The organism is Microbacterium sp. bgisy189 (assembly GCF_057707225.1).
Genome location: NZ_JBYIPT010000006.1, coordinates 12,881 through 34,735, shown reverse-complemented (window position 1 = coordinate 34,735; position 21,855 = coordinate 12,881). Strand labels below are relative to the sequence as shown.

Here is a 21,855-nt window from a genome sequence, read left to right as displayed (position 1 = left end):
GTTCAGCATATCGAAGGGGGGTGCGGGCCAGACGGCCGGAAGCTGTTGTGTGACGCAGTCTTGCTGAATGCCCGGTCGCCGATGTGTCGCCATCGTGACGCGTGGGAGTCTATTCGCTCACCGCTGCCTTTCGGCGGGTGTGAGGCGCCGGAAGGGCGCGGGCGGTGGCATAGACTGGCGGAGGAATCTCGGCGGCGATAGTGGGGGCGATGGACATCACGATGACGCGCGGTACCGCGGCACCCGTGAACCGCGGCTCGATCGGCCGCACGATTCGTGCGTATGTGACGTTGACCAAGCCCCGCGTGCTCGAGCTGCTGCTGGTGACCACCGTCCCGGTCATGCTGCTCGCCGAGGGCGGGATGCCGTCGCTGTGGCTCGTGCTGGCGACCGTCATCGGTGGTTCGTTGAGCGCGGGGTCTGCGGCGACGTTCAACATGTACATCGACCGTGATATCGACGCGCACATGCAGCGCACCGAGAACCGCCCGCTCGTGACGGGTGAGGTGTCGCCGCGCGGCGCGCTCGTGTTCGCGTGGGTCCTCGCCGTCGCCTCCACGGTGTGGCTGGCTGCCACCACGAACTGGTTGGCCGCGGCCCTCAGCGTCACCGCGATCTTCTTCTACGTCGTGATCTACACGATCATCCTCAAGCGCCGCACCGAGCAGAACATCGTGTGGGGCGGCATCGCGGGCTGCTTCCCGGTGCTCATCGGCTGGACCGCCGTCACGGGGTCGCTCTCGTGGACGCCGTTCATCCTGTTCTTGCTCGTGTTCCTGTGGACGCCACCGCACTACTGGCCGCTGTCGATGAAGTACAAGGCCGACTACGACGAGGCCGACGTGCCGATGCTGGGCGCGACCCGCAACGGCTCACAGGTGGGCCTGCAGGTCATCTTGTACGCGTGGGCGACCGTCGCGTCGTCGCTGCTGCTCATCCCGGTCGCGCCGATGGGGCTCGTCTACACGGTGTCGGCGGTCGTGTTCGGGGGCTGGTTCATCTACGAGTCGCACGTGCTCTACACCCGCGCCGTGCGCGGTGAGCAGATGAAGCCGATGCGCGTGTTCCACGCATCCATCACCTACCTGACGCTGCTGTTCGTGGCGATCGCGGTCGATCCGCTGCTGCCGATCTGATCTCGCGGCCCCGCGCGCAGCGCGCGGCAGGCCCGGCCGCCGCGACGCCCGGCACACCTTCGGAGTTCTGCAGTTCCTCGGACACTTTGACGTCCGCGCGTCCGAAGTTGTCGTGATCTCCGTAATTGCGCCCGCCCTCGTTGCCTCCTCCACAGGGCAGGCTGGATGCCACACCTTCCACAGATCGCGACGATCCCTTCTCCGGGCTGACGCCTCCCGGCCAGGCTGGGCACATGACTGAGGTTCGCCGCATCGACCTGCTGGCCGCCGTCGCTGCCCGAGACGGGGTCGCGCGGGCGTCGTCGCTGTCTCGCGCCGGCCACTCCCGGCATCGCATCGCGCAGGCAATCGAGGCAGGGGATCTCGTCCGGGTTCGCCGCGACTGGGTGGCGGCACCGGATGCGGATGCCGAACTGATCGCCGCGGCCCGCGCGGGGGTGGTGCTGTCCTGCATCACGTGGGCGCGACGGGCGGGGCTCTGAGTGTTGGCCGAAGATCGCTGCCACGTCGCCGCGGATCCGGGGGCTGCGGGAGGCAAGCCGCCCGCGGCGAAGGTCCACTGGTCCAAGCCGCTCGCGCTCCGGCATCCTGATGCCCTCGTCGACGCTGCGCCCAATGCGCTCGTCCTCCTGGCCAGGTGCCAGCCGTTCGAGGCGGCGCTCGCGGCGTGGGACTCGGCGGTGCGCAAAGGGATTGCGGTCCCCGATCAATTCGCGCGTCTGCCGTTGCCGCCCGCTGCGCGAGACGTCCTGGCATCCGTCTCGTCCTTCGCGGACTCGGGACTCGAGACGATCTTCCGCGTGCGATTGCGATGGATGCGGGTGCGCATCCTCACGCAGATCTGGATCGCCGGCCGTCCCGTGGACTTCTTGATCGGCGAGCGACTCGTGGTGCAACTCGACGGCGGTCACCATGTCGATGCGCAGCGCGCGGGCGACATCGCGCACGACGCGCAGCTGAAGCTGCTGGGCTATCACGTGATGCGCTTCACGTACGCGCAGATCATCGGTGATTGGCCGGCCGTGCAGGACACCATCATGCGAGCGGTTGCGCAGCGTCTCCATCTCGCCGCGTGATGCGGCACAACTGCGGAGATCTGCACGTCTGCGGAACGAACCGGGCGAGGGGCTCCGAAGTTGTGCAGATCTCCGCAGTTCGCAGGTCAGCGGGCGGCTGCCGGCTCGGCGGTGCGCTCGTCGGCGTCAGCGCTCGCATCCGCCTCGGCGGCAGCTTCGGCGTTCGCCTGGTAGCCCAGGTCCGAACGGTAGCCGTTGTCGTCGCTCGTCGCCTCCTCGGCAGTCGGCTCCTCGTCGACGTCGTCGGCCCACGCGGGCGGTTCGACGACGGCCGGTGCTGCGGCGGGCACGAGCGCGCGTGCGGCGCCGAGGGTCAGCGCCAGCAGCAGGCCGATGGCGCCGGCACCGATCAGCACGGTGCCGAGGACTGCCCACATCTGCCCCACGTACACGTCGACAGTGGTCGCCGTGCCGTCGGTGAGTCCCACCGTCATCGTGCCGAGCTTGTCGATCAGCAGCGACGCGCCGCCGGCTGCGCTCGCGAGCGAGGCGACGATCAGCAGCCAGTAGGGGATGCTCGTAGTGAGTCGTTTGCGCATGGTGCTCCTTCCGGGGTGGCATGCCGCAATGGCGGCACGGCCCCACTGTCGCGCGGCAACCCGTGCGGGAGCGATGCGGACCCTATGCGTCGCCTGTGCGCGACCCGACGACCAGCGGTTCGGTTGCTTCGGCGGTTGCGAAGGTCGCGACGGGCGCCTTGAGATGCATGACGACGGCGGTCATCGCGGCGACGAGGGTGACCGCGAGCACCATGTGGATGTTGACGAGCGCGATCGGCAGTCCGGTGCGGGCCTGCCACAGGCCGACGGCGATCTGCACGAGCTCGACACCGAGTAGCAGCAGCGTCCAGCGGCGAAGCCCGAGGTGCGCCGGTGTGCGCCATGCGCCCACGACGAGCGCGATGGTCAACGCGACGGTGACGTACGCGGGCCAACTGTGCACGTGCTGCCAGAAGACGGGGTCGAGTCCGTTGCGGGCTGCGGCTTCATCGCCGGCATGGGGGCCGGCGCCGGTGAGCAGGATACCGACGACAACCGTCACGAAGACCGCCGCGCTCGTGATGTGGGTGAGGATCGCGAACGGCTTCGCCACTGCACGTCGCCGGGGACCCGGCTCCGCATACACGCGCGCCACGAGCACGGCGGCGAGCGCGACGAGGCCCGCCGAGATGAGGAAGTGCACGCCGACCACGCTCGGGTGCAGGTGCACCCAGACGGTGATGCCGCCGACGACGGCCTGCAGGATGATGCCCAGACCGATTGCGAACGAGATGCGCGCGAGGTCGACCCGACGCGGACGCACGCGCAGCACGGAGAGGTACATGAGCAGTGCGACGACGATGAGGACACCCGTGAGGGTGCGGTTGCCGAATTCGATCAGGCCGTGGATGCCGAGCTCTTTCGTGGGGACGAGTGAGTCGGCGGTGCAGTACGGCCAGGTCTCGCACCCCATCCCGGAGCCGGTGAGTCGCACGAGACCGCCCGTGCCCACGATGCCGATGTTGACCACGAGCGACAGCCATGCCATGGCGCGCACCCAGCGGGTGATCGTCGTCGGCATGAGGAATGCGCGCACGGGATGGGCGGCCGGGTCTTCGGGCATGGGGATGTCGCCTCCAGCGGACAGCGCGGGGTGTGGGTCGGTCACAGGCGCGCCCGGTGGGGCCGGTGCCTGTAGACTTGCGGGGTGGAGACGCAGGGCGTCAGTCCAACGTCCCCCCAAAAGTCTAAGCGTCGCCGCAGTCCGTAGGCGACGGCACAGGAACGGCCCTGGAAGCGGCATCCCACCCCCCGCATACTCCCGAGGGGAAGGGAATGCCGGGACGGATGACACCGTTGCGGCCTTGAAGGAGGAAAGCCATGTCGGATGTGCTCATCGACCGACCGGAACTCGACGGTCTGGGGGTGTACGAGTTCGGTTGGCACGACCCCGATGCCGCCGGTGCGAGCGCGAAGCGAGGGCTCAGTGAAGCCGTCGTGCGCGACATCTCCGCACTGAAGGCCGAGCCCGAGTGGATGCTGAAGACCCGTCTCAAGGGACTCCAGCTGTTCGGCCGCAAGCCGATGCCCACGTGGGGCGCCGATCTGTCGGACATCGACTTCGACAACATCAAGTACTTCGTGCGCTCGACCGAGAAGCAGGCGCAGTCGTGGGAGGACCTCCCCGAAGACATCCGCAACACGTACGAGAAGCTCGGCATCCCCGAGGCGGAGCGCCAGCGGCTCGTCGCCGGCGTTGCCGCGCAGTACGAGTCGGAGGTCGTCTACCACCAGATCCGCGAGGACCTGGAGGAGCAGGGTGTCATCTTCATGGACACCGACACGGCGCTGCGCGAGCACCCCGAGTTCTTCGAGGAGTACTTCGGCACCGTCATTCCGGCCGGCGACAACAAGTTCGCGGCGCTGAACACCGCCGTCTGGTCGGGTGGCTCGTTCGTGTACGTGCCGAAGGGCGTGCACGTCGAGATCCCGCTGCAGGCTTACTTCCGCATCAACACGGAGAACATGGGCCAGTTCGAGCGGACCCTGATCATCGCCGACGAAGACAGCTACGTGCACTACATCGAGGGCTGCACGGCGCCGATCTACAAGAGCGACTCGCTGCACTCGGCCGTCGTCGAGATCATCGTGAAGAAGAACGCCCGCGTTCGCTACACGACGATCCAGAACTGGTCGAACAACGTCTACAACCTCGTCACCAAGCGCGCCGTCGCCCACGAGGGCGCGACGATGGAATGGGTCGACGGCAACATCGGCTCCAAGGTGACGATGAAGTACCCGTCGATCTTCCTCATGGGCGAGCACGCCAAGGGTGAGACGCTTTCGGTCGCCTTCGCGGGCCCCGGCCAGCACCAGGACGCCGGCGCGAAGATGATCCACATGGCGCCGTACACGCAGTCCTCGATCGTCTCCAAGTCGATCGCACGCGGCGGCGGCCGTGCCGGCTACCGCGGTGAAGTGCGGGTGGATGCCAATGCGCACCACTCCGCGAACACCGTGCGCTGTGATGCGCTGCTGGTCGACACGATCTCGCGATCCGACACCTATCCCGCGATCGACATCCGCGTCGACGACGTACAGCTCGGCCACGAGGCCACGGTCTCGAAGGTCAGCGAAGAGCAGCTGTTCTACCTCATGAGCCGCGGACTTCCCGAGGACGAGGCGATGGCGATGATCGTCCGCGGCTTCATCGAGCCGATCGCGCGCGAACTGCCCATGGAGTACGCCCTCGAACTCAACAAGCTCATCGAGATGGGCATGGAAGGATCCGTCGGCTGATGACGACAGCGACCCAGGCCCCCGCATCCGCGAAGGGCCACATCGACCCTGCCGCCGCGTTCGTGCCGGTCCAGACCCGCTCCGAGCGGCCGACGTCGTTCGACGTCGCCGACTTCGGCGTCCCGACCGGGCGCGAGGTGAACTGGAAGCACACGCCGATCGACCGCGTCCGGCCGCTGCTGGTCGACGAGCCCGGCGCCCACGGCGTCGTCGCCGTCGAGGTCAGCGCCCCCGCGGGCGTCGAGCAGCGCCGGCTCGCCGTCGGCGAGGCGCCCCGCGGCGAGGTGTTCCGCCCCGAGGACGTCGCGGCCGCGATCGCGTGGACGCAGGAGGCCGACGCGCCTCTCATCCGCATCCCGGCGGGCGTCGAGCTCGATAAGCCGATCGTCGTCCGCCTGACCGGAACCGGCGGCGTCGCCCACGCGCACGTCGTCATCGAGGCGCAGGCGCACGCCCGCGGGACGGTCGTCCTCCGCCACGAGGGCACCGCCCAGCAGGCGCAGAACGTCGAGATCATCGCCCGCGACGGCTCGGCCCTCACCGTCATCTCGCTGCAGCGCTGGGACGACGACGCGGTGCACCTCGCGTCGCACCAGGCGCGCGTCGACCGCGACGCGTCGCTCACCCACATCGTCGTCACCCTCGGCGGCGGCGTCGTGCGGGTGAACCCGTCGGTCGAACTCGCCGGCGCCGGCTCCGAGGGGAAGCTCTTCGGTCTGTCGTTCGCCGACGCCGGGCAGCACTTCGAGAGCCAGGTGTACCTCCACCACAAGGGCCCGCACACCACCGGTGACGTGCTCTACAAGGGGGCGCTGCAGGGGGAGAGCGCTCGCAGCGTGTGGATCGGCGACGTGCTCATCGGCCCCGATGCCGTCGCGACCGACTCGTACGAGGCCAACCGCAACCTGGTGCTGACCGACGGCGCTCGCGCGGACTCGATCCCGAACCTCGAGATCCAGACCGGTGACATCCAGGGTGCCGGGCACGCCAGCGCGACCGGCCGCTTCGACGACGAACAGCTCTTCTATCTGCAGGCCCGCGGCATCGCCGAAGACGAGGCCCGCCGCATGGTCGTCCTCGGCTTCCTCAGCGAGATCGTGCAGAAGATCGGCATCCCCGACCTCGAGGAAGAGCTGACCACGGCGATCATCGCCGAACTGGCCGAAGGGGCCTCCGCGTGAGCGCGCAAAAGGTGCTCAGCCTCAGCGAGCTGACGCAGGACACTGCGGTGCGTGTCGAGGTTGACGGTGTGCCGATGGCCGTCGTGCTCGACGGCAACGGCGAGGTGCACGCCATCGGTGACCTGTGCACCCACGGCGACATCTCACTCTCCGACGGGTTCGTCGAGGGTGAGACGTTGGAATGCTGGGCGCACGGCTCTGCCTTCTCGCTGCGCACCGGACGCCCACTCAACCTGCCGGCCTACGAGCCGGTGCCCGTTTATGTCGTCACGATCGACGGGGACGATGTGCTCATCGACCCGACCGTGACCAAAGAAGTGAACTGACGAAGGAAAGACGCACACATGGCTGTTCTGGAGATCCGCGACCTGCACGTCACGGTCGAGACCGAGGCGGGGGAGACCCCCATCCTCAACGGTGTGACCCTCACCATCAGTACCGGGCAGACGCACGCGATCATGGGCCCCAACGGCTCGGGCAAGTCGACGCTCGCCTACACGATCGCCGGTCACCCGAAGTACACGGTCACGAGCGGTTCTATCACGCTCGATGGTGAAGACGTGCTCGAGATGTCGGTCGACGAGCGTGCCCGCGCGGGCCTGTTCCTCGCGATGCAGTATCCGGTCGAGATCCCGGGCGTCACAGTGACCAACTTCCTGCGCACCGCGAAGACCGCCATCGACGGCGAGGCCCCCGGCATCCGCACCTGGACCAAGGATGTCAAGGGCGCGATGGCGAACCTGCGCATGGACGGCAAGTTCGCCCAGCGCAACGTCAACGAGGGCTTCTCGGGCGGCGAGAAGAAGCGTCACGAGATCCTGCAACTCGAGCTGCTCAAGCCGGCCATTGCAGTCCTCGACGAGACCGACTCCGGTCTTGACGTCGACGCGCTGAAGATCGTCTCGGAGGGCGTGAACCGCGCGAAGGCCGAGACCGACCTTGGCGTGCTGCTCATCACGCACTACACGCGCATCCTTCGCTACATCAAGCCCGACTTCGTGCACGTCATGGTCGCGGGGCGCATCGCGGAAGAGGGCGGCCCCGAGTTGGCGGATCGCCTCGAGAACGAGGGCTACGACCGCTACCTCGTGGCGGCCGAGCCGGCTGCCGACGCCGAGGTCTAGGATCGACGCATGACCGCGACCCTCACACCCGAGAAGTACGACGAGGTCACCGAGGCCCTCAAGGACGTCATGGATCCCGAGCTCGGGATCAACGTGGTCGATCTCGGTCTCATCTATGACCTCAGCTGGGATGAGGAGAACGACGCGCTCGTCATCCACATGACCCTGACGTCGGCCGGCTGCCCGCTGACCGACGTGCTCGAGGAGCAGACGGCGCAGTCCCTGGACGAGGTCGTCGACCGGTTCCGCATCAACTGGGTGTGGATGCCGCCGTGGGGCCCCGAGCGGATCACCGACGACGGGCGCGACATGATGCGCGCGCTCGGCTTCGCCATTTGACGCGACCCGGAGCAATGCCGCACGGCGGCGTTGATGCGGGTCGAGTCAAGGTTGAGCGAGCGCAGCGAGTCGAAACCCCGCCGCCGTGACGGCGCGTGTCGGCTTCACGCCGTGCGTGCGCTGCCGTCGGTAGGCTCGAACGGTGAGCATCGCACCACTCGACGCCCTTCCGCTGGAGACGCTTCGGCGCCGTTCGAGCACGAAGTGGCGCACCTACCCCGAGCACGTCATCCCGATGTTCGTCGCTGAGACGGACTTTCCGCTCGCACCGCCGATCACGGCCGCGTTGCGTGAGGCCGTCGAGATCGGCGATACGGGGTACACGCCGCCCGAGCCGGGGCTGCGCGCCGGATTCGTCGAGTTCGCGAAGCGGCGCTTCGGCTGGGAGCTCGAGCCCCGTCGCGTGCGCAGCACGGGTGACGTCATGATGGGCGTCGTCGAACTACTGCGGGCGACGATCGCGCCGGGTGACCGGGTCATCATCACGCCGCCCGTGTATCCGCCGTTCTCGATGTGCATTCCCGAGGCCGGCGGCGTCGTGGAGTCGGTGCCGCTCGTCGACACCGGCGAGTCGTGGCAGCTCGACCTCGACGGCATCGAAGCGGCACTGGCGGCAGGGGCGCGCGCTGTGCTGCTGTGCAATCCGCACAACCCCACCGGCACCGCGCACTCCCGCGAGTCGCTCGCTCGACTCGCGGCGATTGCGAAGGCGCACGACGCGGTCATCGTCAGCGACGAGATCCACGCGCCGCTCGTGCACCCCGGCACGGTGTTCACGCCGTTCCTCACGGCGTCGCCGGATGCCGCGGCTGTCGGGTATGCGGTGACGAGCGCTTCGAAGGCGTTCAACCTGGCCGGGCTCAAGTGCGCCCTGATGGTGACGGCGGATGACCGCACCACGGCGGTCGTGGAGGGGCTCGACCCGGAGGTGGAGTGGCGAACCGGGCTGTTCGGGGCGTTGGCCGGTGTGGCCGCGTTCGACGAGGCCTCCGACGCGTGGCTCGACGCGCTGCTCGCGACCCTCGACGGCAACCGCCGACTGCTCGCGGACCTGCTCGCCGAGCACCTGCCGCTCGCGCGCTACCGCATGCCCGACGCCGGCTTCCTCGCGTGGATCGATCTGTCGGCGTACGGATGGGGAGATGACCCCGCGGAGTCGATCCTGCGTGGCGCGGACGTCGCGCTGCACCACGGCCCGCACTTCGGTGATGAGGGGCGAGGGTACGTGCGCCTGAACTTCGGATGCGACAGCGACCTCGTGAGGGAGGCCGTGCAGCGGATCGGCTCGCTCGCCCGCTCGTGACCATCGCACCGACCGGAGTCTGGCGCCCGCCCTTCGGTTGGGTGACCGCCGGCGCGGTCGCCATGGTGTTCCTCGCAGCGACGCAAGCCCTCGCGGTCACGACCGTCATGCCGGCCGTGAGCGAAGAGCTCGACGGTGCCGGGCTGTACGCCGTTGCCTTCTCGGGTGTGCTCGCGGCGAGCGTGGTCGGCATGGTCGTGGTCGGCGTGTGGTGCGACCGCGCAGAGCCGGCACATGCCCTGACGCTCTCGGTCGCCCTCTTCGTCTTGGGGCTCGTCGTCGCCGGGGCCGCTCCAGACATGACCACGCTCGTGGTGGGCCGGCTCATCCAGGGGCTCGGAACCGGTGGGCAGACCGTCGCCCTGTATGTCGTCGTCGCACGGGTGTACCCGTCCGAACTGCACGGCAGGGTGATGGCGGCGTTCTCAGCAGCCTGGGTCGTGCCCTCGCTCGTCGGCCCTGCGGTGGCGGGAGCGGTCACCGAGTATCTGCACTGGCGCTGGGTGTTCTTCGGCGTCGCCGCGCTCGCGGTCATCGCGTTCACGATCGTGTATCTGCGGCTGCACGGCACCCCGCTGCGGGCCTCCGAGGTCGACACCGGCCCGTACGCCGTGCGGGTGTTGTGCTCGGTGGTGGTCGCGGTCGGTGCTGTCGGGCTGAGCCTCGCAGGCGAGTTCGGTGCGCTCGCGCCGCTCGTCGCCGGAGCCTCGCTGGTGATCGTGGTCATCGCCGTCCGGCCGCTGCTGCCACCGGGAACGCTGACGGTGCGACGGGGCCTGCCGAGTGTCGTCCTGATGCGCGCGCTCATCGCCGGCGCCCTGTTCGGTGCCGAGATCTACGTGCCGTACCTGCTGGTGGACCGATACGGGTTCAGTACGACCTTCGCCGGTTTCGGGCTCACGGCCGCGGCGCTGCTGTGGGCGGCAGGCGCTGAGGTGCAGGGGCGGTTCGGCGATCATCTCGGCAGCACTCGGATCGCCGTCATAGGCGTGTCGTTGTTGACTGCGGCCACGGTGCTGGCGTTCATCACCGCAGCGCTGGGTCTGCCCCCGGCCGTCGTGATCGGCGGCTGGTCGCTCGCCGGCGCGGGAATGGGCCTCATGTACCCGCGGCTGACGGTGCTGACCCTCGCGTACTCGACACCGCAGAATCAGGGGTTCAACTCCGCAGCGCTGTCGATCAGCGACGCGGCGGGCGCCGCCGCCGCGATCGCCGCGATGGGTGTCGCCTTCGTCGCCCTCACCGGTTCTGGGGCGGCGTTCCCGGCCGTCTTCCTGCTCGCCGCGGCGCTCGCGCTGCTCGCGCTCGTGCCGGGGCTCCGCCTCAGCCGGGTGAGCGGCTGACGCTCAGGCGTTCTCGGCGCGGCCCAGTCGCCAGTAGCCCATGAACGCGACGGCGCGTCGGTCGACGCCGAGCTCGGACACCAGGTGGCGGCGCAGCGCCTTGATCGCCCCCGCCTCGCCGGCGAGCCACGAATACAGCGGTGCGCTCTTGAGTGCGGCGCCGCCCTTCGCGGTGCGCGGCACCTCCCACAGGATGCCCTCGTCGATGTCGACTTCTTCGACGTCCGCGCCGCGACCGGCCGGCGCGAGGGATGCCGCGGCATCCTGCACGGCCGACACGAGGTGCCGGTGGCGGTCGGCGTCGTCGACGCGCGCGGCGACACGGAACTCGAATCCGGGATGGCGCGGCAGATAGCCGGCGTCATCGATGTGCGGCACTTCGAGCACGACCACGCCGCGCGCGTCGGCGGGCAGCTGCTCGAGGATGACCGCGATCGCCGGCGCCGCGGTCTCGTCACCGGCCAACAGGATCTGCTCGGAGCGCGCCGGCGGCACGAAATCGATGCCGTAGCTCACGCCGGTGTGCGCCGTCGTGGGCGCCCAGATCAGCAACTCGTCACCGATCGCGGCACGCTCGATCCATGCCGACGCCGGGCCGAGCACATCATGCGAGACCATGTCGATGTCGACTTCGCCCACGTCGTGGCGCACGGCGCGGGTTGTGTAGGTGCGGAACGGCGGGCGCGCGGCGTCCGGCAGCTCACGCCACGCGGTGTACCAGTCGTCGTCGGTGGGCATCGCGTCGACGCCGACCGATGAGGTCGGGAAGACGACCTTGATGCGCTGATCGAATCCGGGGTCGCCGAACTCGTGCAGGTCATCACCGGTGAATGTGAAGCGGCGGAAGCTCGGGGTGAGGTCGGTGATGGCGCTCACGCGGGCACGGAAGAATCCGCTCGTGCGGACGGCGGTTTCGGTCATCGCGGGTCCTCCTGGAGGGCGTCGGTGGAGTCGGCCGGGTCGCTCGGTTCGGGGGTCGGGAGCACCCGGTGGCGGCCTCGCGGCAGCACCAGTGGCGTGCCCGAGACGGGGTCGGTGATCACATGGCACTCGAGGGCGAACACATCGCGGATCAGTGCGGCATCCATGACGTCGGCCGGGGCGCCCTGCGCGACGATGCGGCCCTGGCGGAGCGCGACGATGTGGTCGGCGTAGCGGGCGGCGAGATTCATGTCGTGCAGCACCATCACGACGGTCGTGCCGCGGTCTTGGTTGAGGTCGCGGATGAGGTCGAGCACCTCCACTTGGTGCGACACGTCGAGGAACGTCGTCGGCTCGTCCAATAACAGGATGTCGGTCTCCTGCGCGAGTGCCATCGCTATCCAGACCCGCTGGCGCTGGCCGCCGGACAGTTCGTCGACGGGACGGTCTGCGAGTTCGGTCGTGCCGGTCGCTGCCAGCGACTGCGTGACGACCTCGTAGTCGTGTTCGCTCCACCGGGCCAGCAGCTTCTGATGCGGGTGGCGGCCGCGACCGACGAGATCTGCCACCGCAATCCCTTCCGGGGCGACCGGAGACTGCGGAAGCAGCCCCAGCATCCGCGCCACCTCCTTCGACGGGCGACTGTGCAGGTCTTTGCCGTCAAGGATGATCCGCCCTCCCTGGGCGGGGATCAGACGGGCCAGCGCACGCAGCAGTGTGGATTTTCCGCAGCCATTGGCGCCGATGATCGCTGTGACGGCACCGGGAGCGACAGCGAGATCGAGGGTGTCGACGACGGTGCGGTCACCGTACGCAAGGGTCAGCTGTTCTGCGAGCAGCGAGCGGGAGTCGGTCATAGCGATCCTCCGGTGCGGTTCGTTCTGATCAACAGCGCGATCAGGTAGGGGGCGCCGAGGATGCCGGTGATGACACCCACGGGGTAGACGGTGGGCAAGGCGTACTGCCCGACGAGATCCGCGGCGAGGACCAGGACGGCCCCGACCAGACCTGCGGGCACGAGCGGGGAGCTGCCGGCACCGACCAGGCGCGCGGCGATGGGGCCGGCCATGAACGCGACGAAGGCGATCGGGCCGGCAGCCGCGGTGGCGAAGGCGAGGAGCGCCACTGCGCCGAGAATGAGCGCGAGTCGGGTGCGGTCGACCTTCACGCCGAGCGCTGCCGCAACGTCGTCGCCGATGCGCAGCGCGTGCAGACTGCGGGACTGCAGTGCGAGCAGCGGCACCAGCACGACGGCGGCGAGGGCGAGCGGCGTGAGTGATTCCGCGGATGCGCTGTTGAGGCTGCCGGTGAGCCAGCGCATCGCGGACTGCAGATCCCACGCGGCGGCGCGGGAGAGCGCATAGGTGACGATCGACTGCAGCATCGCGGCCAGGCCGATGCCGATCAGGATGAGTCGGGTTCCCGCGAATCCCCCTCGGATCGACAGGAGGTAGATCGCAAGCGCTGTGGCCAGGGCACCGCCCAGCGCCAGTGCGGACAGTGCGAGCCCGCTGACGGAGAAGAACACGATGCCGATGACGGCCGCAGCACTCGCGCCGAAGCTGACTCCGATGATGTCGGGGGAGGCGAGCGGGTTGCGCAGCAGCGTCTGGAAGGTCGCCCCTGCCATTCCGAATGCGACACCGACCAGGACCGCCATCGCTGCTCGCGGCAGGCGGCGGTCCGCGATGGAGAACGACGCGCCAGGCACCTGCTCGCCCAGCAGCACTCTGATGATGACATCGGGCCCGTAGAAGGTCGATCCGACCATGATGCTCGTGGCGAACAGCGCGGCGACGACTGCGGCCAGGACGATGACCACGACCGTCCGGCGGCGCGCGCGGCGACGGCGACCGGCGATGACGGCCTGGACGTCGGGAGCAGTGGAGCTGACGGCGGTCACAGTTCACGCACCCGCTGGCGTCGGACGATCCAGATGAAGAACGGCGCGCCGATGAGCGCCGCGACGATCCCGACCTCGACGTCGGCAGAGGGCAGCACGAGGCGGCCGATCACGTCGGCGATCACGAGCAGTCCGGCACCGGCGATGGCCGATGCCGGCAGCAGCCAGCGGTGGTCGGTGCCGATCGTGAGGCGGCACACGTGCGGCACGATAAGCCCGATGAAAGCGATGGGTCCGGCGATTGCGGTCGCCGCGCCGCACAGGATCACGGCGCCGATCGTGGCGACGACACGGGTGCGCCCGACGTGCTCGCCGAGGCTCGCGGCGAGGTCGTCGCCGAGCGCGAGGGAGTTCATCCCGCGGGCCATCGCGAACACGACGAGCGCTCCGACCACGAGAACCGGAGTGAGCAGGCTGATGCGATCCCACGTGGCTCCGCCGACGCCGCCGATCTGCCAGAAGCGGAACTGCTCGAGCAGGTCGACGCGGGGGAGGAGGACGGCGCTGATAAGGGATTGCAGCGCGGCGGTGGTCGCGGCCCCCGCCAATGCGAGTTTGAGGGGTGTGGCCCCGCCGCTGCCGAGCGAACCGACACTGTAGACGAAGACCGCGGTGACGGCCGCGCCCGCGATTGCGACGACCATCGTCGGGTACGCGCCGCTCAGCCCGAAGAAGGCCAAGCTGCCGACCACAGCCAGGGAGGCGCCACTGGTGATGCCGAAGATGCCGGGGTCGGCGAGCGGGTTCCGCGTGACCGCCTGGAAGGTGGTGCCAGCAAGCCCCAGCGCCGCTCCGACGAGCAGTCCGAGCGCTGTACGCGGGATGCGGGCGGCGACGGCGGCTTCAGAGATGCCGCTCGTGTCTCCGGAGAGCCCGCGGAGGATCTCCTCGAAGGTGACGTCGCGCACGCCGAACGCGAACGACGCGAGACACGCGGCCGCGACGACCACCAGGGCCGCCGCGAGCCACGCGAGACGCACCGCTGCCGGACGCTTCAATGCCGCACGTGCGGCATCGGCATCCGGCAGCGGTGCGCGGAGCGTGGTCTCGCTCAATCGGTGCCGTCGAGCGCACCGGCCAGCAGCGCAAAGTAGTCGTCGATCGCCCACTCGATGGACAGCGGCGACGGGTTGGCGGAAGCGGCGAGCGGCGTGCTGTTCTCGAGGATGGCGATGCGTCCCTCGGCGACCGCGGGGATCTTCGAGAGCAGCGGGTCGGCCTGCATCGTTGCGATGAGTGTGCCCTCGGGGTCGCCGTAGGTGACGAAGATGTCGACATCGTCGAAACGGTCGGCCTGCTCAGTGCTCACGCTGACGTAGAACGCCTCCGTGGCGGCGGATTCCTCTTCCACGATCGCGGGGAGCGGCATGCCGAGGTCTGCGAGGAAACCGGGACGGGTGTCGTGGCTCGTGTAGAAATCGATCTTGCTGAGATCGGTCTCGTCGATCCACGAGAACATCGCGGTCGATTCTGCGAGTTCTGGCTGTGCGGCCAGCGCGGTGTCCACGACCTCTTCCAGGTGGGTGACGAGCTCTTCGCCTTCATCGGCCAGCCCCATCGCGGTGGCGTTGATGCGGATCATGTCCTGGTAGGACGTGCCCCACGCGACATCGGGGTACGCGACGACCGGCGCGATCTTCGACAGGGTGTCGTAGTCCTCCTGCGTGAGCCCCGAGTAGGCGGCGAGGATGACGTCGGGCTGCGTGTCGGCGATCTGGTCGAACGGCAGGCCGTCGGTCTCGTCGAAGAGCACGGGCGTCTCGGCACCCAGCTCCTCGAGCTTGTCCTCGACCCAGGGCAGGACGCCGTCGCCGTCGTCGTCACCCCAGGTCGCCTTGCTCATGCCGACCGGGACCACGCCGAGCGCGAGCGGGACTTCGTGGTTGCCCCATGCGACGGTGGCGACGCGTCCGGGCTGGCTGGTGATCTCGGTCTCGCCATAGGCGTGCTCGATCGTGATCGGGAAGGTCGCGTCCGAGGCGGGCGCGTCGGTGGTGTCGTCGGTGGCGGCGGGCGTCGAGGTGGCGCAGCCGGCCAGGAGCAGCAGGAGCGAGGCCGCGGCGAGGCCAGCGGCGAGGCGAGTGCGGGGCACGGGTTCTCCAAAGGGGATTTGCTAAGGGTCGCCTAACCTTACCTCTCGGGGTCGTGCGTGCAAATTCTCGCGTCACATTTCGGCGGGGTGCCGCAGCGCGTCGCAAATTGCCTGGCGCGCGCCCTCCCGGCCGGGAGTATCGTCGCACGGACAGCAGAACCGGAACACCGCAGAGGAGCGCGCCATGGCACGGGATACGACATCGAGGGTCAATCCGAGAGTGATCGGGATCGCCGCAGCCGCGGCGCTCGGCGGATTCTTGTTCGGGTTCGACACGGCGGTCATCAACGGTGCCGTCGACGCGCTCGCCGGTGAGTTCGCGTTGGATGCCGCACTGAAGGGCTTCTCGGTCTCCTCCGCACTGCTGGGCTGCGCCGTCGGCGCGTGGTTCGCCGGACAGCTCGCCAACCGGTGGGGGCGCATCCCCGTGATGCTCGTGGCGGCGGCGCTCTTCCTCATCTCGGCGATCGGTTCCGGACTCGCGATCGGCGTCGTCGACCTGATCGTGTGGCGTGTGGTCGGCGGCTTGGGTGTCGGTGCGGCATCCGTCATCGTCCCCGCCTATATCGCCGAGGTGTCGCCGGCCCGGGTGCGGGGCATGCTCGGGTCGATGCAGCAGCTCGCGATCGTGACGGGCATCTTCGCGGCGCTGTTGTCGAACGCGCTCCTGGCAGGGATCTCCGGCGGTGCCGCAGAAGTCCTGTGGTGGGGGCTGCCGGCATGGCGGTGGATGTTCATGCTCGAGGCGATCCCCGCGCTCGTGTACGGGTTGATGGCGCTGCGGCTGCCGGAGTCACCGCGATTCCTCGTCGCGCGCGGCGATGTCGACAAGGCCTCGCAGGTGCTGCTCGATTTCAGCGGCGAACCCGACGTGAATCTGCGGATCGAGCAGATCCGCGTCTCGCTGGAGCGCGAGGACCGCGAGTCGCTGAAAGACCTGCGGGGGCACGTGCTCGGACTCAAGCCCATCGTGTGGGTCGGCATCCTGCTGTCGGTGTTCCAACAGTTCGTCGGCATCAACGTGATCTTCTACTACTCGACGACGCTGTGGCGTTCGGTGGGCTTCGACGAGTCCGCCGCGCTGCTGACGAGCGTCATCACCTCGATCACCAACATCGTCGTGACGATCGTTGCGATTCTGCTCGTCGATCGGATCGGGCGGCGCATCATGCTGCTGGTCGGGTCGGTCGTCATGGCGGTCTCCCTCGGCACGATGGCGCTCGCGTTCTCGTTCGCCGAACTCGTCACCGAGGACGGTGTGACCTCCGCAACGCTCGAGGCCCCGTGGTCGGTCATCGCGCTCATCGCCGCGAACCTGTTCGTCGTCGGATTCGGTGCCACCTGGGGGCCGCTGGTCTGGGTGCTGCTGGGGGAGATGTTCCCCAACCGCATCCGTGCCAGCGCGCTCGCCGTCGCGGCCGCGGCGCAATGGATCGCGAACTTCGCCATCTCGACGACGTTCCCGGTCTTCAGCGACATCAGCCTCACCTTCGCATACGGCTTCTACGCGTTCTTCGCGGCCCTGTCGTTCTTCTTCGTGCTGTGGAAGGTGCCCGAGACGAAGGGCGTCGAGTTGGAGGACATGACCGACGAGGTGCCGCACCGCGAGCGCAAGCGCGGGTAGGCGCTCGCCGGCGTCTGGAAGGTCACGCAGGCCGGGCGGGCTGCGGGCCGGTAGACTCGGATGCTGGCCGGTCGGCCGCATCCCAACTCTGAACGAACGGACGTCTGCTGTGCTCGCCGTGCACGACCTCGAGATCCGCGTGGGCGCACGCGTGCTCATGTCGGAGGTATCGTTCCGCGTCTCACCAGGCGACAAGATCGGGCTCGTCGGACGCAACGGCGCCGGCAAGACCACCCTCACCAAGGTGCTCGCCGGTGACCTGCTGCCCAGCGAGGGCGGCGTCGACCGTTCTGGAGAACTCGGCTACCTCCCGCAGGATCCTCGTTCGGGCGACCCCGAGATGCTCGCACGCACCCGCATCCTGGATGCCAGGGGCCTGGGCACGCTCGCCCTACAGATGCACGAGGCGTCGCACCAGATGGGTGACGATGACGCCGATGTCGCGGCGAAGGCCATGCGCCGCTACGGCAACCTGACCGAGCGGTTCGAAGCACTCGGCGGGTACGCGGCCGAAGCCGAAGCCGCCTCGATCGCGCACAACCTCTCGCTGCCCGACCGCATCCTCGACCAGCCGCTGAAAACCCTCTCCGGCGGTCAGCGCCGCCGCATCGAACTGGCCCGCATCCTGTTCTCGGACGCGCAGACGATGATCCTCGACGAGCCCACCAACCACCTCGACGCCGACAGCGTCGTGTGGCTGCGCGAGTTCCTCAAGGGCTACAAGGGCGGGCTCATCGTCATCAGCCACGATGTCGAGCTCGTGGGCGAAACGGTCAACCGCGTCTTCTACCTCGACGCGAACCGCCAGGTCATCGACGTCTACAACATGAACTGGAAGAACTACCTGCGTCAGCGGGTGGCCGATGAGGAGCGCCGCAAGAAGGAGCGCGCCAACATCGAGAAGAAGGCGACGGCCCTGCAGCTGCAGGCCGCCCGCTTCGGTGCGAAGGCCTCGAAGGCCGCCGCCGCGCACCAGATGGTCGCCCGCGCCGAGAAGATGCTCTCCGGGCTGGAGGACGTGCGTCAGGAGGACCGCGTCGCCAAACTCCGCTTCCCCAAGCCCGCGGCGTGCGGCAAGACGCCGCTCATGGCCTCCGGCCTGTCGAAGTCGTACGGGTCGCTGGAGATCTTCACCGACGTCGACCTTGCGATCGACCGCGGCTCGAAGGTCGTCGTCCTCGGCCTCAACGGCGCCGGAAAGACGACGCTCCTGCGCATCCTCGCGGGCGTCGACAAGGCCGACACCGGGATCATCGAGCCCGGTCACGGCCTGAAGATCGGGTACTACGCGCAGGAGCACGAGAACCTCGACGTCAGCCGGTCCGTGCTCGACAACATGATGTCGGCCGCGCCCGACATCAACGCGACCGAGGCGCGAAAGGTGCTCGGCTCGTTCCTGTTCACGGGCGACGACGTCCTCAAGCCCGCGGGCGTGTTGTCGGGCGGCGAGAAGACGCGCTTGTCACTCGCAACCCTCGTCGTGTCGTCGGCCAACATGCTGCTGCTCGACGAGCCGACCAACAACCTCGACCCGGCATCCCGCGAAGAGATCCTCGGTGCCCTCGCGCACTACGAAGGCGCCGTCGTGCTCGTCTCGCACGACGAGGGCGCCGTCGAGGCGCTCAACCCCGAGCGGGTGCTCATCCTGCCCGACGGTGTCGAAGACATCTGGGGGCGCGACTACATCGACCTGATCACTCTCGCGTGACGCGGTCAGGCACGCTGGCCTGAACCGTCACCGGACGCTGTCGAGCAGCTCATCCTCTTCCTGCATGTCGCGATCTCGGCGGCGCTTGGGTTCGCTCGGAGCGCGGCCCTCGGCCTCTTCGCGGCGGTGCCGACGTTCGGTGCGGATCATGTACCAGACGAACCCGAATCCCATGACGGCGAACAGGATCCACTGGATCGCATACGACAAGTGTGAACCGGGGTCATCCGACGGGCGGTCCAGCGCCTGCGGGCGCTCGGCAGGTGCCGGCTGTTCCGCGACCATCAACCCGTACAGCCCCGTCAGGGTCGTCGGCTCCTCGATGGTCTCGGCGATGGTCGGCACGTGGATCGTCGGAACCTGTCCGTCGGGCGCCGATCGGCCCGAGGACGGCAACGGCTCCGTCTCACGCAGCCGCACGACGACCGTCGTGGTGCCCTCGGGGGCTGCCGGGATCACATCCGGTTCAGGCTGCTCCTTGCCGGGAGCCACCCAACCCCGGTCGACGATCACGACGCGGCCGTCTTCGAGACGGAACGGCACGAGCACCTCGAAGGCGCTCGTGCCACCGTGCGGGCGGTTGCGCACGAGCAGTTGGTCGGCGTGGAGGTAGGTGCCGACGAGCTCGACCTGGCGCCATTCGTCTTCGGGGCTGAGCGCCCCGTCTGCCGTCACGAGCTCATCGAGCGGGGCGGCATCGGCGTCGTAGTTCGCGGCGATGAGCGCAAGTTCGGCATTGCGTTCGGCTGACCGTGAGAACTGCCAATTCGACAAGAACCCGCACGCGACCGCGAACACGATCGCGAATGCGACGTACCCGGCCCACCGGGCGATGCGATTGCCGCTCACGAGGCGGCCGCCGGATCGAACGGTTCGACCGTGACGGGAAAGTCCCGTGCGGCCAGGTAGTCGCGCAGATAGTCGACGTGCGCATCGCAGGCCGTCCAGATCTTGCGGCGATCGGCGCTGTGGATGCGAGGGTTGCGCCACACCACCTGCCACGTCGCGATGTCACGGCATCCGGCGCGCGAGCAGACGACACCGGTCATGCGTCGCCCTGCCGCGGTGCGTCGGGTGTTTCGGGCGCGGGACGCGACTGCGATTCCGGCTTCGTCTCGGTGATGCGGATGACGGATTCTGGCTCGGGTGCGTCGGCGGGGGGCGCGGATGCCTCGATCTCACGCCCTGGGGGGACTGCCCGCACCGGGCGCGAATCGGACCCGACGTTGGCGACGACGACGGCGATGTAGGGGAGCAGGATGGCGCCGACCGCGAGGATGCCGGTGTGCCAGCCATACGGGGTGATGACGACCATGAGCACGAAACAGCCGACGCGCACGCTCATCATGATGAAGTACTTCGTCATGCGCGCGTGCGCGTCGTCCCGCGGTGCGCGGGGAATCGAGGTCGCCGACTGCGGCGAGGAGGAGTGCTTCACGGTCACTCCAGCCTACGCTCGCAGGCGGCTCACGTCGGCGTCAGTAGCTGTACGAGCCCGAGCCCTGCGACACGGCCCATGCCATGAGCGAGAACCAGGCGATGATGCCGATGACCTGCAGCCCGATGCCGACCCAGCCGACGATGACACCGGCGAGGGCCATGCCGCGGCCGTTCTCACCCGTGCGCTTGATCTGACCGAGGGAGATGTGCCCCATGATGGCGCCGGCGATCGGGCCGATGACGGGCAGGATCAGGACGAACCCGACGATCGATGCGATCATCGAGACGATGGCGAGCACGTTCGTCTTCGGGCCGCTCTGGTACGCGCCGTACGCGCCGGGTGCTGCACCGTAGGCGGGCGCGGCGCCGTAGGCGGGTGCCGCCTGCGGGTACCCGGGCGCCTGGTACGACGGCGGGGTCGCTGCGGGTGCGGCCGAGCCGGGGTATGCCGGAGCGGCGTACCCCGGGGCGGCGGGTGCTGCCGGCGGTGCGGGCGGCATCACGCCGGAATCCGCGGCGGGCTGAGAGTCGGGCGTTCCCGACGGGGTGGTGTTCGGATCGCTCATGAGCGTCCCCCTTTCCAAACTCGTATGACGCCAGCCTATCGTCGGTGCGCTCGGCGACCCGACTAGGCTGAACGGGTTCTCAGCACGTCATTCGAGGAGTTCCACCATGTCCAGTGATCGCGTCGTCCTCGTCACCGGCGGCAACCGCGGCATCGGCCGTGCCATCGCGGAGCGCTTCGTCGCAGCCGGGTACCGCGTCGCCGTGACCGCCCGCTCCGGTGAGGGCCCCGAGGGCACCCTGACGGTTCGAGCCGACGTGACCGACGCGGCATCGCTCGACGTGGCCTTCACCGAAGTCGAGCAGCAACTCGGTGCGCCAACGATCGTCGTGGCCAACGCAGGCATCACGAAAGACACCCTGCTGCTGCGCATGACGGAGGAGGACTTCGACTCGGTCGTCTCGACGAACCTCGGCGGCACGTTCCGCGTCGTCAAGCGTGCCTCGAAGGGCATGCTCAAGGCCAAGTGGGGTCGCGTCATCCTCATCTCGAGCGTCGTCGGCCTCTACGGCTCTGCGGGGCAGATCAATTACTCGTCCTCGAAGGCGGCGCTCGTCGGGTTCGCACGCTCGCTCACGCGTGAACTCGGCGGCCGCGGCATCACGGCGAATGTGGTGGCGCCCGGTTTCATCGAGACCGACATGACCGCTGAGCTTCCCGAAGCGACGCAGGCCGACTACAAGAAGAACATTCCGGCGGGCCGTTTCGCGACGGCAGACGAGGTCGCCGGAGTCGTGACCTGGCTCGCGGGTGAGGATGCCGCGTACATCTCCGGCGCCGTCATCCCGGTCGACGGCGGCCTCGGCATGGGGCACTGAGCGC

General features: G+C 68.7%; 24 protein-coding genes. 13 read left to right on the top strand and 11 right to left on the bottom strand.

Annotated elements, in window-relative coordinates; genetic code table 11:
• Nucleotides 1-221: 221 nt before the first annotated feature.
• The 3 genes from AC3ENX_RS09185 to AC3ENX_RS09175 all read left to right on the top strand — a co-directional run bounded on the left by AC3ENX_RS09185 (nucleotide 222) and on the right by AC3ENX_RS09175 (nucleotide 2,212).
• The gene (locus AC3ENX_RS09185; protein ID WP_434811574.1) at nucleotides 222-1,136 is read left to right on the top strand and encodes a heme o synthase; all 915 of its coding nucleotides are present in this window, start codon (nucleotides 222-224) and stop codon (nucleotides 1,134-1,136) included.
• 233 nt (nucleotides 1,137-1,369) lie between these two features.
• Nucleotides 1,370-1,618 (top strand): hypothetical protein, encoded by a 249-nt coding sequence (locus AC3ENX_RS09180; RefSeq protein ID WP_434811572.1) that lies wholly within the window; start codon nucleotides 1,370-1,372, stop codon nucleotides 1,616-1,618.
• A gap of 3 nt (nucleotides 1,619-1,621) precedes the next feature.
• Nucleotides 1,622-2,212 carry an endonuclease domain-containing protein gene (locus tag AC3ENX_RS09175; protein WP_434811571.1) on the top strand — a complete coding sequence of 197 codons (591 nt, stop codon included), beginning with the start codon at nucleotides 1,622-1,624 and terminating at the stop codon, nucleotides 2,210-2,212.
• 86 nt (nucleotides 2,213-2,298) lie between these two features.
• On the opposite strand, the gene AC3ENX_RS09170 is transcribed toward AC3ENX_RS09175, so the two are convergent.
• Both AC3ENX_RS09170 and AC3ENX_RS09165 read right to left on the bottom strand, forming a co-directional pair.
• Nucleotides 2,299-2,751, bottom strand: a complete 453-nt coding sequence (locus AC3ENX_RS09170) for a dinucleotide-utilizing enzyme (protein ID WP_434811570.1) — start codon at nucleotides 2,749-2,751, stop codon at nucleotides 2,299-2,301.
• Between the two features lie 82 nt (nucleotides 2,752-2,833).
• Complete coding sequence (locus tag AC3ENX_RS09165) at nucleotides 2,834-3,814, bottom strand: COX15/CtaA family protein (RefSeq protein ID WP_434811569.1); 981 nt, start codon at nucleotides 3,812-3,814, stop codon at nucleotides 2,834-2,836.
• A 257-nt stretch (nucleotides 3,815-4,071) separates the two neighbouring features.
• Here AC3ENX_RS09165 and sufB point away from each other — a divergent pair, with 257 nt between their 5' ends.
• From sufB to AC3ENX_RS09130, 7 genes are all read left to right on the top strand, one after another.
• Nucleotides 4,072-5,490, top strand: coding sequence for a Fe-S cluster assembly protein SufB (gene sufB, locus AC3ENX_RS09160; protein WP_434811568.1), 1,419 nt, complete (start codon nucleotides 4,072-4,074; stop codon nucleotides 5,488-5,490).
• Nucleotides 5,490-6,671: a Fe-S cluster assembly protein SufD gene (sufD, locus tag AC3ENX_RS09155; RefSeq protein WP_434811566.1), complete on the top strand. Its 1,182-nt coding sequence runs from the start codon at nucleotides 5,490-5,492 to the stop codon at nucleotides 6,669-6,671. Before sufB ends, sufD begins: the two co-directional genes overlap by 1 nt.
• Entirely contained in the window at nucleotides 6,668-6,997 is a 330-nt protein-coding gene (locus tag AC3ENX_RS09150; RefSeq protein WP_434811565.1) for a non-heme iron oxygenase ferredoxin subunit, read from the top strand. Before sufD ends, AC3ENX_RS09150 begins: the two co-directional genes overlap by 4 nt.
• Nucleotides 6,998-7,015: 18 nt before the next feature.
• Nucleotides 7,016-7,795 carry a Fe-S cluster assembly ATPase SufC gene (sufC, locus tag AC3ENX_RS09145; protein WP_434811563.1) on the top strand — a complete coding sequence of 260 codons (780 nt, stop codon included), beginning with the start codon at nucleotides 7,016-7,018 and terminating at the stop codon, nucleotides 7,793-7,795.
• A gap of 9 nt (nucleotides 7,796-7,804) precedes the next feature.
• Nucleotides 7,805-8,134 carry a metal-sulfur cluster assembly factor gene (locus AC3ENX_RS09140; RefSeq protein WP_434811562.1) on the top strand — a complete coding sequence of 110 codons (330 nt, stop codon included), beginning with the start codon at nucleotides 7,805-7,807 and terminating at the stop codon, nucleotides 8,132-8,134.
• Nucleotides 8,135-8,276: 142 nt separating this feature from the next.
• On the top strand, nucleotides 8,277-9,437 hold the full coding sequence (locus tag AC3ENX_RS09135) for a MalY/PatB family protein (RefSeq protein ID WP_434811561.1): 1,161 nt from the start codon (nucleotides 8,277-8,279) through the stop codon (nucleotides 9,435-9,437).
• Complete coding sequence (locus AC3ENX_RS09130) at nucleotides 9,434-10,780, top strand: MFS transporter (protein WP_434811560.1); 1,347 nt, start codon at nucleotides 9,434-9,436, stop codon at nucleotides 10,778-10,780. The genes AC3ENX_RS09135 and AC3ENX_RS09130 overlap by 4 nt, the downstream gene beginning before the upstream one ends.
• A 3-nt stretch (nucleotides 10,781-10,783) precedes the next feature.
• On the opposite strand, the gene AC3ENX_RS09125 is transcribed toward AC3ENX_RS09130, so the two are convergent.
• From AC3ENX_RS09125 to AC3ENX_RS09105, 5 genes are read right to left on the bottom strand one after another with little or no spacing between them, the layout of a single operon-like run.
• Nucleotides 10,784-11,701, bottom strand: coding sequence for a siderophore-interacting protein (locus AC3ENX_RS09125; protein ID WP_434811559.1), 918 nt, complete (start codon nucleotides 11,699-11,701; stop codon nucleotides 10,784-10,786).
• Complete coding sequence (locus AC3ENX_RS09120; protein WP_434811558.1) at nucleotides 11,698-12,558, bottom strand: ABC transporter ATP-binding protein; 861 nt, start codon at nucleotides 12,556-12,558, stop codon at nucleotides 11,698-11,700. The genes AC3ENX_RS09125 and AC3ENX_RS09120 overlap by 4 nt, the downstream gene beginning before the upstream one ends.
• Entirely contained in the window at nucleotides 12,555-13,604 is a 1,050-nt protein-coding gene (locus AC3ENX_RS09115; protein WP_434811557.1) for a FecCD family ABC transporter permease, read from the bottom strand. The genes AC3ENX_RS09120 and AC3ENX_RS09115 overlap by 4 nt, the downstream gene beginning before the upstream one ends.
• On the bottom strand, nucleotides 13,601-14,659 hold the full coding sequence (locus AC3ENX_RS09110; RefSeq protein WP_434811556.1) for a FecCD family ABC transporter permease: 1,059 nt from the start codon (nucleotides 14,657-14,659) through the stop codon (nucleotides 13,601-13,603). Before AC3ENX_RS09110 ends, AC3ENX_RS09115 begins: the two co-directional genes overlap by 4 nt.
• The gene (locus AC3ENX_RS09105) at nucleotides 14,656-15,696 is read right to left on the bottom strand and encodes an ABC transporter substrate-binding protein (RefSeq protein WP_434811555.1); all 1,041 of its coding nucleotides are present in this window, start codon (nucleotides 15,694-15,696) and stop codon (nucleotides 14,656-14,658) included. Before AC3ENX_RS09105 ends, AC3ENX_RS09110 begins: the two co-directional genes overlap by 4 nt.
• 184 nt (nucleotides 15,697-15,880) lie before the next feature.
• Here AC3ENX_RS09105 and AC3ENX_RS09100 point away from each other — a divergent pair, with 184 nt between their 5' ends.
• Nucleotides 15,881-17,320 carry a sugar porter family MFS transporter gene (locus AC3ENX_RS09100; protein ID WP_434811554.1) on the top strand — a complete coding sequence of 480 codons (1,440 nt, stop codon included), beginning with the start codon at nucleotides 15,881-15,883 and terminating at the stop codon, nucleotides 17,318-17,320.
• A 109-nt stretch (nucleotides 17,321-17,429) separates the two neighbouring features.
• The gene (locus AC3ENX_RS09095; protein ID WP_434811553.1) at nucleotides 17,430-19,028 is read left to right on the top strand and encodes an ABC-F family ATP-binding cassette domain-containing protein; all 1,599 of its coding nucleotides are present in this window, start codon (nucleotides 17,430-17,432) and stop codon (nucleotides 19,026-19,028) included.
• 27 nt (nucleotides 19,029-19,055) lie between these two features.
• On the opposite strand, the gene AC3ENX_RS09090 is transcribed toward AC3ENX_RS09095, so the two are convergent.
• From AC3ENX_RS09090 to AC3ENX_RS09075, 4 genes are read right to left on the bottom strand one after another with little or no spacing between them, the layout of a single operon-like run.
• A complete protein-coding gene (locus tag AC3ENX_RS09090; RefSeq protein ID WP_434811552.1) occupies nucleotides 19,056-19,877 on the bottom strand; it encodes an SURF1 family cytochrome oxidase biogenesis protein in 822 nt (273 codons plus the stop codon).
• The gene (locus AC3ENX_RS09085; protein WP_434811551.1) at nucleotides 19,874-20,077 is read right to left on the bottom strand and encodes a hypothetical protein; all 204 of its coding nucleotides are present in this window, start codon (nucleotides 20,075-20,077) and stop codon (nucleotides 19,874-19,876) included. The genes AC3ENX_RS09090 and AC3ENX_RS09085 overlap by 4 nt, the downstream gene beginning before the upstream one ends.
• Nucleotides 20,074-20,466 carry a DUF3099 domain-containing protein gene (locus AC3ENX_RS09080; RefSeq protein ID WP_434811550.1) on the bottom strand — a complete coding sequence of 131 codons (393 nt, stop codon included), beginning with the start codon at nucleotides 20,464-20,466 and terminating at the stop codon, nucleotides 20,074-20,076. Before AC3ENX_RS09080 ends, AC3ENX_RS09085 begins: the two co-directional genes overlap by 4 nt.
• 40 nt (nucleotides 20,467-20,506) lie before the next feature.
• A complete protein-coding gene (locus AC3ENX_RS09075) occupies nucleotides 20,507-21,034 on the bottom strand; it encodes a DUF4190 domain-containing protein (RefSeq protein WP_434811549.1) in 528 nt (175 codons plus the stop codon).
• 106 nt (nucleotides 21,035-21,140) lie between these two features.
• On the opposite strand from AC3ENX_RS09075, the gene fabG reads away from it, so the two are divergent.
• Complete coding sequence (fabG, locus tag AC3ENX_RS09070; protein WP_434811548.1) at nucleotides 21,141-21,851, top strand: 3-oxoacyl-ACP reductase FabG; 711 nt, start codon at nucleotides 21,141-21,143, stop codon at nucleotides 21,849-21,851.
• The last annotated feature ends 4 nt before the right edge of the window (nucleotides 21,852-21,855 follow it).

Coding starts and splice junctions, on each gene's coding strand:
- AC3ENX_RS09185 (WP_434811574.1), top strand. CDS start 222: ATGACGCGCGGTACCGCGGCACCCGTGAACCGCGGCTCGATCGGCCGC.
- AC3ENX_RS09180 (WP_434811572.1), top strand. CDS start 1,370: ATGACTGAGGTTCGCCGCATCGACCTGCTGGCCGCCGTCGCTGCCCGA.
- AC3ENX_RS09170 (WP_434811570.1), bottom strand. CDS start 2,751: ATGCGCAAACGACTCACTACGAGCATCCCCTACTGGCTGCTGATCGTC.
- AC3ENX_RS09165 (WP_434811569.1), bottom strand. CDS start 3,814: ATGCCCGAAGACCCGGCCGCCCATCCCGTGCGCGCATTCCTCATGCCG.
- sufB (WP_434811568.1), top strand. CDS start 4,072: ATGTCGGATGTGCTCATCGACCGACCGGAACTCGACGGTCTGGGGGTG.
- sufD (WP_434811566.1), top strand. CDS start 5,490: ATGACGACAGCGACCCAGGCCCCCGCATCCGCGAAGGGCCACATCGAC.
- sufC (WP_434811563.1), top strand. CDS start 7,016: ATGGCTGTTCTGGAGATCCGCGACCTGCACGTCACGGTCGAGACCGAG.
- AC3ENX_RS09140 (WP_434811562.1), top strand. CDS start 7,805: ATGACCGCGACCCTCACACCCGAGAAGTACGACGAGGTCACCGAGGCC.
- AC3ENX_RS09125 (WP_434811559.1), bottom strand. CDS start 11,701: ATGACCGAAACCGCCGTCCGCACGAGCGGATTCTTCCGTGCCCGCGTG.
- AC3ENX_RS09120 (WP_434811558.1), bottom strand. CDS start 12,558: ATGACCGACTCCCGCTCGCTGCTCGCAGAACAGCTGACCCTTGCGTAC.
- AC3ENX_RS09100 (WP_434811554.1), top strand. CDS start 15,881: ATGGCACGGGATACGACATCGAGGGTCAATCCGAGAGTGATCGGGATC.
- AC3ENX_RS09085 (WP_434811551.1), bottom strand. CDS start 20,077: ATGACCGGTGTCGTCTGCTCGCGCGCCGGATGCCGTGACATCGCGACG.
- AC3ENX_RS09075 (WP_434811549.1), bottom strand. CDS start 21,034: ATGAGCGATCCGAACACCACCCCGTCGGGAACGCCCGACTCTCAGCCC.
- fabG (WP_434811548.1), top strand. CDS start 21,141: ATGTCCAGTGATCGCGTCGTCCTCGTCACCGGCGGCAACCGCGGCATC.